The organism is Streptomyces sp., assembly GCF_035563135.1.
Lineage (GTDB): Bacteria > Actinomycetota > Actinomycetes > Streptomycetales > Streptomycetaceae > Streptomyces.
The window spans coordinates 36,711-48,090 of the sequence record NZ_DATMVN010000737.1 but is presented as its reverse complement, the minus strand read 5'-3'; the positions used below and the strand labels follow the sequence as shown (position 1 = coordinate 48,090).

At 67.1% G+C, this 11,380-nt stretch carries 8 protein-coding genes and 1 pseudogene; 8 read left to right on the top strand and 1 reads right to left on the bottom strand.

What is annotated here, in order from left to right; all coding sequences use genetic code 11:
• Window positions 1-28 precede the first annotated feature (28 nt).
• The 7 genes from VN520_RS32955 to VN520_RS32925 all read left to right on the top strand — a co-directional run bounded on the left by VN520_RS32955 (window position 29) and on the right by VN520_RS32925 (window position 10,230).
• Window positions 29-433 carry a DUF6009 family protein gene (locus VN520_RS32955; protein ID WP_325750611.1) on the top strand — a complete coding sequence of 135 codons (405 nt, stop codon included), beginning with the start codon at window positions 29-31 and terminating at the stop codon, window positions 431-433.
• Window positions 434-1,353: 920 nt separating this feature from the next.
• Window positions 1,354-2,511: a ParA family protein gene (locus VN520_RS32950; protein WP_325750607.1), complete on the top strand. Its 1,158-nt coding sequence runs from the start codon at window positions 1,354-1,356 to the stop codon at window positions 2,509-2,511.
• Window positions 2,508-3,752 (top strand): plasmid partitioning protein, encoded by a 1,245-nt coding sequence (locus VN520_RS32945; protein ID WP_325750606.1) that lies wholly within the window; start codon window positions 2,508-2,510, stop codon window positions 3,750-3,752. The genes VN520_RS32950 and VN520_RS32945 overlap by 4 nt, the downstream gene beginning before the upstream one ends.
• A 1,280-nt stretch (window positions 3,753-5,032) precedes the next feature.
• A complete protein-coding gene (locus VN520_RS32940) occupies window positions 5,033-6,055 on the top strand; it encodes a bifunctional DNA primase/polymerase (RefSeq protein WP_325750610.1) in 1,023 nt (340 codons plus the stop codon).
• Entirely contained in the window at window positions 6,052-7,599 is a 1,548-nt protein-coding gene (locus VN520_RS32935) for a phage/plasmid primase, P4 family (RefSeq protein ID WP_325750605.1), read from the top strand. Before VN520_RS32940 ends, VN520_RS32935 begins: the two co-directional genes overlap by 4 nt.
• Window positions 7,600-7,720: 121 nt before the next feature.
• Window positions 7,721-8,101, top strand: a complete 381-nt coding sequence (locus tag VN520_RS32930) for a DUF6009 family protein (protein ID WP_325750604.1) — start codon at window positions 7,721-7,723, stop codon at window positions 8,099-8,101.
• A gap of 956 nt (window positions 8,102-9,057) precedes the next feature.
• Complete coding sequence (locus VN520_RS32925; protein ID WP_325750603.1) at window positions 9,058-10,230, top strand: hypothetical protein; 1,173 nt, start codon at window positions 9,058-9,060, stop codon at window positions 10,228-10,230.
• Between the two features lie 260 nt (window positions 10,231-10,490).
• Here the strand turns inward: VN520_RS32925 and VN520_RS32920 are convergent, their stop codons facing one another.
• Window positions 10,491-10,808, bottom strand: coding sequence for a DUF6221 family protein (locus VN520_RS32920; protein WP_325750602.1), 318 nt, complete (start codon window positions 10,806-10,808; stop codon window positions 10,491-10,493).
• Window positions 10,809-10,854: 46 nt separating this feature from the next.
• On the opposite strand from VN520_RS32920, the pseudogene VN520_RS32915 reads away from it, so the two are divergent.
• Window positions 10,855-11,316: pseudogene (locus tag VN520_RS32915) on the top strand (helix-turn-helix domain-containing protein); the annotation flags it as partial.
• Window positions 11,317-11,380: the final 64 nt, after the last annotated feature.

Sequence of the window (11,380 nt, the reverse complement as noted above, 5' to 3'; positions counted from 1 at the left end):
TGCTCGCCGACAACACCGAGGAGCCTGTGTGAGCGCCCTGATCGACCCCGAGGACCTCACCCACGAGGACGCTCTCGTGTGGCTGGAGGACACCAGCTCCCTGGGCTACGTGCGACAGGCCCTCGACCGCATCACGGGCCGAACCCGCAGACCCCCGTACTACCGGGCCGGCCGCCTCGTCTGGTACGCCACCCTCGGCCCCGGCGCCCGGCCCTCACGCGCGTCCGGCACCTACCTGCGCCGGGTCTTCTGGCTCGCCCCCCACGACCGCGACCAGCAGCCCGACGGGCTCTACAGCAGCGGCTCACCGTCCGAGGCCGTCGATCCCCGGACGGTGAGCCCCGGAGTGAAGGGCTACAAGACGGAACGGTCCGAAGGCGGTCCCGCGTCCGACGCGATGCGTGAACTGGGCATCACCCTGCCCAAGACCTGACTTCCCGAAGAAGGGGCCCACGCGGTGGCATTCCGCGCGGGCCCCTTCTTCGTCTTCTGCTCCGGTCGCTCCCTCCACTCTCTGCGGTCGCTTCGATCGCTGGCTCGGAACTGACCGGATCCGCAGGTCACAGAGGTATGGACACTCTCACAGGGACTGAAGCGACTCAGCTTCGCACTACAGGTGCCCGGGCTCTTGTCCTCGGATGCGTCACAGATGCGTACCTTCAGTCGCTCGAGTCGCTTTTTCTGTCCCCATAGGCGCTCTGACCAGCAGTCATCCCCAAACGACCCAACGCGTTCCGCTCCGGCGCCGGTCGCTGCGCGTCCGGGTCCAGACGCTCTCGGCCGGATTCACTGATTCACCGCTGCCCCGGTGGCGGGGCCATGCTGGGACCGGCTCGTTCTGCCCCCACGCGTCGGGGCTCGATGGTGCGAGGACCGACAGCTGACACTGCAAGAGGGCGGTTGGTCAGTTGATGTGACGGACTGCGCCTCCCCCGGCCCGCCTCCCGGGCCGGGGGCATCGCCGCGCTCGCCACCTCCGGGCAGCGGTGCTGCCCGTTCTTCGACTTCCGCCTCCACCTCACCGGTAGAAAGACCTGGCCGCCGTGCTCGTCGTCTCCCTCCGGCGCGACAGCAGCTTCGGCCACATCCTTGAATGCGCAGCCGCGCGCATCGCGGTACACCTAGGGGCCTGGCGGGATTGAGGTGAGGCCGCGTGTTGTCCGCGGACAACACGCACCCCTCCGCTGATCGAGCACTCCCCGCAGCGGTGATGGTCCCGACGGGATACAGCAGCAGGCGATCGGCCCGTGGCCCGATCTCAGGTCATGCATCCCTCCCCCGTCGGGGTGGGACGCCAGAGATTTCCAGCCCCATCCATGTCACAGCCTCCAGAGAGGTGAGTAAGGTAACCGCATGACCGTCCCATACCCCCCTGATGACAGGGAAAAGGTAGTCGCCAAGCTACCAGCGGCCTTGCGACAAGAACTCAAGGTCAGAGCAGCCGAGTTCGGCGTCGACATCAAGGACGCTGTGACCGAAGGCATACAGGCATGGCGTGCAGACGACGCCGAGCGCGCCCCTGTGGACACCGCAGGGGGCAGTTCGTTCTCCACCTATCTCCCCACCGGGCTGTACGGGGAGTTCAAGGACGACTGCAAGCAGCGCGGCATCCCTTTCAACCAGGGCATCGCCCAGGCGATCCGCCTGTGGCTCGACACGCACCTCTCCCCCCGTCGGCCCGCAACGCGGCCCGGCTGGGCCCGCCGGCTCATCTTCGGCAACCAGAAGGGCGGAGTCGGTAAGACCGCCACGTCCTCGGGTGTCGCACAGGCCCTGGCAGAGGCAGGCAACCGCGTCCTGCTCATCGACTTCGACCCCCAGGGCCACCTCACCAAGCAGCTCGGGTACGACCTCTTCGACATCGACTCCCCCAGTCTGGCCAAGCACATGCTGGGCGAGGCAAAGGGAGAGCTTCGCGAACTGCTCGTCCCGATAGAGGACGGCGCCTTCAGCGGGCGGCTGTTCATGTTGCCAGCCTGCAAGGACGCGTTCCTGCTCGACGCCAAGCTCGCCACCAGCCGCTTCGTCCGCATCAAGGAGACGGCACTCGAGAAGGCCCTGGAACCGCTGGAGAAAGAGTTCGACTACATCGTGGTCGACTGCCCGCCCAGCCTCGGGTACACCATGGACACAGCCTTGTATTACTGCCGCACACGCGAGGACGAAGCGCCGGGCCTGTCCGGCATCTTCATCCCCGTACTCGCGGAGGACTCGTCCGCCGACGCGTACGACATGCTCTACGACCAGATCCAGGACCTGTGCGCCGACATGGAGATCGAGATCTCCATGCTCGGATTCATCGTCAACATGTACGACAGCCGCAAGGGGTACATCGCCACCTCGTCGCTCCACAGCTGGAAGGAGATCGGCGATCCGCCGGTCGTCGGTGTCATGCCTGAGCTCAAGGAACAGCGCGAGTCCGTGCGCCTCAAGCAGCCCCTGCTGTCCTACGCCCCGAAGTGCGAGCAGGCCGACATCATGCGCGCCATCGCTCGGAAGGTCATGTCATGAGTGTCGCCGACCGGCTCGGCACAGGCTCGTCCTTCGGGGGTGTGCCACGCGGCCGCAGCGCCCGTGGCCGGGCGAAGGCCATCGTGCAGGGTGACGTTCCGGCGTACGAGCTGCGGCGTCTGCCTTTGGAAGACGTCGCACCGACGCCGCTCAACCCTCGTCGTAACTTCGGTTCGGAGGAAGACCTCACTCGCTTCGGTGAGGAGCTGCGCATCGCCCAGCTCGCCGCGTGTGTCGCCGTGTCCCGTGCCGCGTACCTGAGCCTGTGGCCCGAGCACGAGGCGCAGATCGGTGACTCCGCCTACGTACTGGTCAATGGCGAGCGGCGATTCCGCAGCGCGGTCCATGTAGCTCTGGAAGCTCTGGACTTCGTCGTACGCGACGACCTGGCCGCCTCCCGCGAGGAGTTCGTTGACCACCTGCTCAAGGAGAACCTGGAGCGGGAGGACTTCGATGTCGTCGAGCGTGCGCGCGGCGTCCTCGAACTCGTACGGGTGTGCAGCGAGGAGTCGGAGAAGGGTGCCCGCACACGGGCTGCCAAGCGGCTCGGACGCGACCGTTCCTGGGTCACCAACCAGCTCGCTCTCCTGGAACTCCCAGTTGAGCTGCAGGCGATGCTCAGCTCCGGTTCTCTGCCCGAGCGTGACGGCCGTCTGCTCGCGCGGCGGCTGAAGGAGGAGCCAGGACTCGACGGGGCCGGGTTGCTGGCCCATCTGAAGGAGACCCGGGAGAAGGAGGTCCGCGCGCGCGAGGAGGAGAAGCTCCTCCTGCAGCGCGCTCGGCAGACCGTTGCTCCCCGGCCCTCCGTACCGGCCGACGGGGCCGGGCCGGGGGACCACACCCCCGTCCCGGAGATCGTGTTGTCCGCGGACAACACACCGCGCGAGACGCGGACCGCCCAATCGGCTCCGGCTCGGACGTCACCTCTTCCCCATCCCGCTCCTGCGGAAGAGCGTGTGTTGTCCGCGGACAACACAGAAGCGATCAAGATGCAGGCGCCGACCACGACCGCGTCCGTCCCTGCTCCTTTGTTGTCCGCGGACAACACGGCCGACGCCACCATCGCAACGGCCGAGACGAACCGCCAGGACAACGAGGCGGCTGAACCAGCGAACGAGCGCAGCCTGTTCCTGGTGCGCCAGCTCGGCTCATCCGTCGAGGAACAGGCTCGCACTCTCGTGTCCGGGCTTTCTCCCGAGCAGCTGACGCAGCTGATCGAGGAGCTCCACACATACGTCTGAGGGCGGTGACTGGTGCGCCGGGGGTCGGTCGACCCCCGGCGCACTTCTGTCCCGCAGCATGTTCCTCATCAGCTCCAGGCCGGTGGCCAGCGGTACTTCCGCTCCGGCACGGAGTGTGTTGTCTGCGGACAACACACTGAACCCAGGCGTTCAGAGCAGCTCATCCCCGCGCGGGTGGGGAAGGACCCTGGCCCGGCAGTTCCCATGGACAACGAGCTCGCGGTCATGCTGCGAGGCGAGTAATCGTGTCCCGTGCCTCCCGGCGCAGGGGGGCGCCGCCAGACGGCACGCGGACACCATCCGTTCCGGTCCGGCAGCGCTGAAGGACCAGACCCTGCCCACAGGCTGGCCGCCGCACCAGCCCTTCGACCTACGGCTTCGTTTTCGCGGAGGCCCACTCGGCAACAACCGTCGTCCCCCGAGCGATGCGCTCCCTGCACAGACGGGGGTGGTTCCAAAGCGGAAGACCTGCTGGACACCTGTGAAGGGCTCCCACGCCTGCGGGAGGGTTCCAAGAACTGCGGCCCGGCGGCGCTGCCGTGTGCCCGGTTCGCAGCCACGGTGACGGCCCGGTGCTGCAACCACCACATCGGACTGCCTGCGGCCTGGCAAGCTCCGCTCCGGACAGCCTGCCCTGGCGGCCTGTCCTCGGCAGAGGGAGGGGCCGAAGGCCTTCAGTCCCTCTGTTGTTCAGTCCCTCCACAAAAGGCCAGGTCAGAGCGATCTGCTCGGGACTGAAGGGACCGAAGGGACCAAAACTCCTTGTTCCAGCTGCGTGCGGGCGCGTGTATGCGCGCGTACGTAAGACTGACCCTTACATATCCTGGTCAGCTCATAACTAGGGAAATGAGTCCCTTCAGTCCCTCCGCCTCAGCGCATAGCTGCTCTGACCTGCGGAAACACCATGGGGACCGAAAAGGGGCCGAACAGTCCCTCGCCCCCGGCAGGCTTTCAGTCCCTCAGCTTTCGCCCAGCAGGAAGATCACTTCCGCCGCCTTCCGGAATCCCGAACCGAGGGACCGAAGGGACTGAATCTGGAATAAGTGCTCATGTCTCCCGCAGAGGGGTTCCCCCGTGCGCTAGGCTCGGTCCGCCGTAAGGGAAAGTCAGTCCCTTCAGTCCCTCAGTCCCTCGTGCGATCCCGTTTGACCAGGCAAAACGCCCAGGGCTTTGTTGAGAAAACCAACCTTGGCCACACAAGAGGAACGGACCGACGAACAGTGCAGCGCCCCGCCGACATCGCCACGTCCGGAGCCGTGCAGCAGCCGGGCCCCGTGGCCGTGGCCCGGTGGCTCGCAGGCCGTCAGTGGCCGGTCCACCCGCTTGCCCCTGGGCGAAAGACGCCGACCGCCAACTGCGAGCAGTGCCGGGGCCGTAGGCATGATCCCTCGCACTGTCCTTGCCATGGACAGGGCCGCTGGTGCCACGGCTTCCACAGCGCGACCACCGACCTCGCCCTGATCGATGCCTGGTGGGGGCGAGAACCGAGTGCAGGAGTGGGTGTGTCGTGCGGACCGGCGCATCTCGTGGTCCTGGACGTCGACGCCCACGCCTCACAGGTACCGGACCGCAGCCGGCTCCTGCCGGGGATCCGCATCCCGAAACAGGTCAATCTGACCGGGCTCGCCTCAGGCTTCGACACCCTGGCTCTCCTCGCCGCCTACCGGCAGGAACCGAACCCGGCCGAGGACGAGAGGACCCTGCGCGTCCGCACTCCTTCCGGGGGACTGCACATCTGGTACGTCAATCCCGACCCTGCCGTCCGCTACCGCTCCTCCACCGGGTCGAGCCCCAGGACCGCGCTGGCGTGGCAGGTCGACGTACGCGCTCACGGGGGATACATCGTGGCCCCCACCACTCGACTCCCGGCAGGCACCTACACACCTCTGGGAGCAGTACGGGACCCCGCCCCCCTTCCCGCATGGCTCGCAGCAGAACTGACACGCACGGGCCACGACATGCAGGCATCCCCCGTTCCCGTTTCCGTGCTGCGGTCGGGCGGACATGCCCGGGTTCCTCGGACCGGCGCCGCTCAGGCGCTCCTGCGGTCGCTCATCGAGACCGTTCGTGACTGTGTGGCCCACGCGGAAGGCACCGGCTTCACAGAGAAACTCAACCGCGCGGCGTTCACGGCAGGAGGGCTCGCCAGAGCAGGGCACCTGAATCATGCTGAAGCTCGTCAAGAGCTGGCAGAAGCCGCTCACTATGCTCGTCCCCATCAGAACCGCCGTAATGAGACGATCATCGCCGCAGGCCTTTCCGCAGGCGCCAGACGCCCGTTCCATCCCAAAGGACTCGCATGAGTAGCGCCGAGAGCAGTCGCTTCGATGCGGCCGCCGCCGCTCAGCAGATGCTCGATCTCGAGGCTGCCGCCCCCGCGTGGGTTCCTCCCCAGCCTGTACAGGCGCCTGCCCTGGTGGATGCACCAGCTCTGCTGCCTCCGATGCTCACCGACCGCGGGAACGCGAAACTGTTCGCCCAGCTCTACAGCGACCAGTTCCGTCACGTCGAAGGTCTCGGCTGGTACTGCTGGGACCAGTTCCGCTGGAAGCGTGTCGGCGGAGAGAAGGCCGCCTTGTGGGCCGCCGGAGACATGGCCGAGCAGATGTCCCCCACTGACCCCCGGGGCATCTTCAGCGACCGTGAGATCGCCCAGCATCGTCGGCGGACCATGTCCACGAGCGGTATGAAGGCGCTGCTCCACCAGGCGAAGGCCGCGCCCGCGCTCAGCCTCGACCCCGACGTCCTCGACGGCGATGCCTATTCGCTGTGCACACCCGCCGGTGTCGTCGATCTGCGTAACGGCCGCCTGCGCAAGCCCGATCCGATGCGGGACCTCCACTCGCGTGCCACTCATGTGGCTCCCCAGGCGATGCCGACTCCGCGCTGGCATGCCTTCCTGGACGACACCTTCGGCGACGACGCCAAGGGCCAGGAGATGATCGACTTCCTGCACCTGCTGCTCGGGTACTCCATCACCGGTGATGTCGGCGCGCAGGTCCTGCCTTTTCTCTGGGGCAAGGGTGCCAACGGGAAGTCGGTCCTTCTGGACGTCATGATCCAGGTCATGGGGGATTACGCCGATGCGGCCCCACCCGGGTTCCTGATGGACAAGGGCAACTTCGCCGAGCACTCGACGGAACTGACGGAGCTGCACGGCCGCCGGATCTTCGTCTGCAGCGAGCTCAAACCCAACGACAAGTTCGACGAGGCCCGGGTCAAGCTCCTCACCGGCGGAGACAAGATCAAGGCCCGCCGTATGCGGCAGGACTACTTCAGTTTCACCCCGACCCACAAGCTCTGGCTGCTCGGCAACCACCAGCCCGAGGTCGGGACCGGCGGGCACGCGTTCTGGCGCCGGATCCGGCTCATCCCCTTCGAACGCGTCGTCGCGGCCGACCGGAAGATCGACAACCTGGCCGGCGAACTCGTCCAGGAAGAGGGCCCGGGCATCCTGCACTGGCTGATCCAGGGCGCGATCCGCTACCTCACCACCCGTGACCCGCTGAGCGGTCCGTCCTCCGTGCGTCTGGCCACCGCCGCGTACGAGACCACCGAGGACCACATCGGGCGTTTCCTGGGGGAGTGTTGTCTGCGTCAGAGTCCGGACACCGGGGACCTGCGCGTGGAACAGGGGCTTCTCTACGCGACGTACACCGGCTGGTGCAGCTCGGAGGGCATCCGGGCCGATACGACCAGGGCTTTCGCCGGCCGCATCCGTCAGGAGGTCGGACTGGCGTCTCCCGCCGAGATGCTGAAGTCCAGCGGAAAGAAGTACTACCCCGCCCTGGCGTTGCTGAAGGACGACATCGTCCGCCCTGACGGCCCGTCCGGCGGGCGCTCATGAGGCACCACGGCTCTCTGGATCGGCCATCGCTTTATCATGGGAGCGTCCCGGACCCCCGCACTGCCCGGCCCGTACCGAGTAACCGCAAGCACCACCACATCACCGACAAGGAGCTGCGTCCATGAGCTCGCTGCTGCATGAAAGCCAGCTCGCACACGAGGCGAGCGTGGTGTGGCTGGAGGACCTCGACGAACTCGACTACGTCCGTCAGGCGCTCGACAAGAGTGCCCGCCGTGGCGGGAAGCCCCGCTATGCCCGAGACGGACGCATGGTCGGCTATGCGGAGCTCGACAAGGAAGCCGAGGCCAACCCTGACAGCGGCCTCTACCAGCGCCGTACCTTCTTCCTTCTGCCTCATGACAGGCCGAACGACCCTGAGGGCCTCTACAAGGAGGGCGCTCCGGGCGAGGCGGTGGACCCGCGGACGATCGAACCGCGCCGGGTAGGGGAGAAGACACCTCGTTCGCAGGGGAAGCGCAGAAACGAGATAGTGCCTTCCTGAGCCAGCTCTCCTCCTCCGGGTCCCGTCGGCCGAACTGCGAAGGGACCCGGGAACCCTGTGTGTCCTGGTCCCTTCGCAGAAGCGGGCACGGGGCGTGCCATGGTGCGACTCCGCAGGCGTGCTGTCGCGACCGGCGCGGTTCTCTGGTCGCGGCGACGGCAGTCAGGCAGATGACCCTCGTCGCCCCGTAGTGCCTGTTCCGTATCTCCGGTTCTGAGTAGCCTTGGCGCCTAGGATGGCCATGTGTCCGAAGGCGCCAGGCGGACCGGAGAGCGGGTGTGCGAGGGCTGTGGTGAACGGCTGAGGCCGGGAGCGCGGCCCGACGCGGTGTTCTGTTCTGCGGTGTGTCGTGCCAGGTAGTGGCGTCGGGTCCGGCGGCAGCCGCTCGAAAGGCAACGTTCAGCAGGCCGTCAGCGCCTCACGACGGAGAACGTGATCTTCATCCACGTACGCGACCTCGAAGTCAGCCTGCCCCAGTTCCTCGACACCCACCGACCCTCCCGAAGCGAGCTCGTACTGATCCGAGCAAGCCACACCCGACAGCCGCCACCAGGCTGAACACCCGTAAATCACCCGTGGGAGTCAACCCTCTGTCCCGTCTTACGTAAGTCGGGGAAGAGCATCGCTTTGACCTGCGGTGCCCCAGATGGGTTGAGACGAGGGTCGTCGTTTCGTCTCTACGATCTCGGGGCACGGCAGCACGAGCGTGGTGATGGGGTGCAGCCGCAGCGGACGTCGGAACCTGGCTCACCCACCCGGTCAACCGCTGCTCGAGGCGCAGGTCGTACGGGAAACGTCCGGTGCGGCTCACCGCTCGTGGATTCAGGATGAAAGCATGTCCATCATGACAGGTCAGCGCCGTTTTTCGTAGGACGGAACGCACAGTTCGCGAGGCTTGTCCGGTCCGTTCCCCGCCACTCAGAATCTCCTTCGTGCGTCATCCGCAGACAGGGGGAATGGTGACGATCGATCACGACGCGGTGCTTCGGGCCCGCGTGCTGCTGCTGGGGTCCGGACGGCCGAGTCGGGCCGAACTGGTCGGCGCGTACCGGGTTCTGGCCGAGGTGAGTTCAAAGGCGTACATGCCAAAGTTGGTCGACGCCCTGCTCGCGCTGCGCCACGAGAGCCGGGATCCGAAGGTGGACCTCGCGCTCGCCGCCGAGGCTTCCCGGGCCGCTCGCAGGATAGAGGTCGGGGCACCGAACCGGGCAGAGCGGTTGCACCGGGCCCTGGACGCCTATCAGGCTTCCTTGTTCGCCCTCGGGCACAGGGCGGAAGGGCGCGCAATCTGTGAGGAGCTTGCCGAGGCCGGCCGAAGCGAGCCCCTGGCGAGCGTTCTGGCCGAGGAGGGGCACTTCAGGGAGGCCTCGGAGCTCAACGAAGAGGCCGCCCGGGACGGAATCCCGGAGCACACCTTCTGGAACATGGTCCGGTGGGCGGCGAACCTGGAGGGCGCCGGGCTGTACGACGCCGCATCAACCGTCTTCCGCGAGCTCCTTGAGGAGACCCGGCGCAAGGCGGCCGAACAGCGCACCGCTCTGGCGATACTCACCTGGGAATTGGTTCACTTCTCCCGGATGCGGGAGGCTGTCGGGGATGAGGCGAGTGCTGCGGCCGCCCGGCGAGAGGCCCTGAGTGTCCTAGAGGAGCTCGCCACCACGGGCGAGCCGAAGAACTGGAGTTGCATCCTCGGGTGGTGGAGGACGCTCTTCGTCCTGTCGGGGCGGACAGCCGAACCCGCCGCGAGCCCCGAGTCCCCGATGCCGCCGTTCGGCACGGAGCTCCGGTGGTCGCGCGACGTGCGGGACGGTTTTCTCGGCATGCTGCCGGGCCTCGAAGCGGAGGCGGCGAGACTGCGCGGGGCCGATCGGCTGCCCGAGCTGGTCGACGTCCAACGCAGGATCGGTATCCGCGCGGCCGTCCGCGAAGGCGACCACCCCTACCTGTTCAAGGACCGGTTCACGCCGTACTTCGACGAGGGTGTGACGCTCGCCCGCCGCCTGCCTGACAACCACGCACGCCTCGCCCGCGCCCTCACCGACCGGTCGATGTTCCTCGTCGCGGCACGATCCTTCGAACCCGCGCATGCCGACTTCGCCGAAGCGGTCGCCCTTCTCCACGATCGCTGATCGCGCCGCCCGGTTGCCGCGTCGCCCGGGCACGAGGACGCGGTCCAGGCCGTCACGGTGCCACCGGTGCCGGGCCCCGGGCTGAAGCAGCCGATCCCAGCCCTGTTGAAGGCTGGGATCGGCTGCTTGACCTCCGAGTCTGTGTGCCCCGAGAAGACTGAGACGCCTGCCTAAGACCTGTCCCTTAAATGATCTCCAGCGGGGGTGGTTTGGCCCAGTACGCGTTCTCGCTGGACACCCTGTTGGTGTGGTGCGCCGCTTCAGGCCCGTGCGGGGAAGTCAGGATGGCCGGTGTACGGCGAGGCAAGGTCACGCAGGTCGTGGCACGGCCAGGGGTCGCGGGCGTGACGGGCCAGAATGCGCCGCTTGGCCTCGATCTCGCGGAGGACGCGGGCCGGGTCGTGCAGAGCCACGTGCAGAGCAATCGTGGGGTGGAATCCGGAGAGGTCAACCTGACAGAAGTCGACTGTGTGTCCGTGGGCAGACCACTCCCCGCATCCGTCGCCGTCGCAGCGCCGGGCCAAGTCGGCCTCCTCGTCCAGTCGCGCCTCGATGAACCTCACCAGTTCTTCAGTCATGGGAGCATTCTCGACGTTGTGCCAGGCCCCATGAAACGATCTTGTGGTGTCTGGTGTGATCACGGCGTCGGAGCCAGCCTGGACAGCCCCTTTCACGGGGCTGGGCCCGCGTGTCTTCGGCAAGTTGGTGACTGCGCTGCGCCGCGAGGGTGCGGACCCGGTCCGCAAGAGTCGCCCGTGGTCCCTTCCGCTGGAAGACCGGGTGCTGCTGGTGGCGGCTTACCGGCGCACGAACCTCACGTTACGCCAGCTTGCCCCGCTCTTCGATATCTCGAAGTCCGCGGCCGACCGCATCATCGATGATCTCGGTCCGTCGCTCGCGCTGCAGCCCCGCAAGCGATTCCGTAAGGGCACCGTGCTCATCGTGGACGGCACCCTGGTGCCCACCCGCGACCACACCATCGCCGAGCAGTCCAAGAACTACCGGTACTCCACGAACCACCAGGTCGTCATCGACGCCGCCATCCGGCTCGTCGTACTGGTCGGCCGGCCTCTGCCCGAAAGGCGGCGGCGTCCATCACGCCATGCTCGGAACCGCCCGCCTGCACAACCTCAACCTCGCCGGATAGCTG

Coding starts and splice junctions, on each gene's coding strand:
- VN520_RS32950 (WP_325750607.1), top strand. CDS start 1,354: ATGACCGTCCCATACCCCCCTGATGACAGGGAAAAGGTAGTCGCCAAG.
- VN520_RS32945 (WP_325750606.1), top strand. CDS start 2,508: ATGAGTGTCGCCGACCGGCTCGGCACAGGCTCGTCCTTCGGGGGTGTG.
- VN520_RS32935 (WP_325750605.1), top strand. CDS start 6,052: ATGAGTAGCGCCGAGAGCAGTCGCTTCGATGCGGCCGCCGCCGCTCAG.
- VN520_RS32930 (WP_325750604.1), top strand. CDS start 7,721: ATGAGCTCGCTGCTGCATGAAAGCCAGCTCGCACACGAGGCGAGCGTG.
- VN520_RS32925 (WP_325750603.1), top strand. CDS start 9,058: ATGGTGACGATCGATCACGACGCGGTGCTTCGGGCCCGCGTGCTGCTG.
- VN520_RS32920 (WP_325750602.1), bottom strand. CDS start 10,808: ATGACTGAAGAACTGGTGAGGTTCATCGAGGCGCGACTGGACGAGGAG.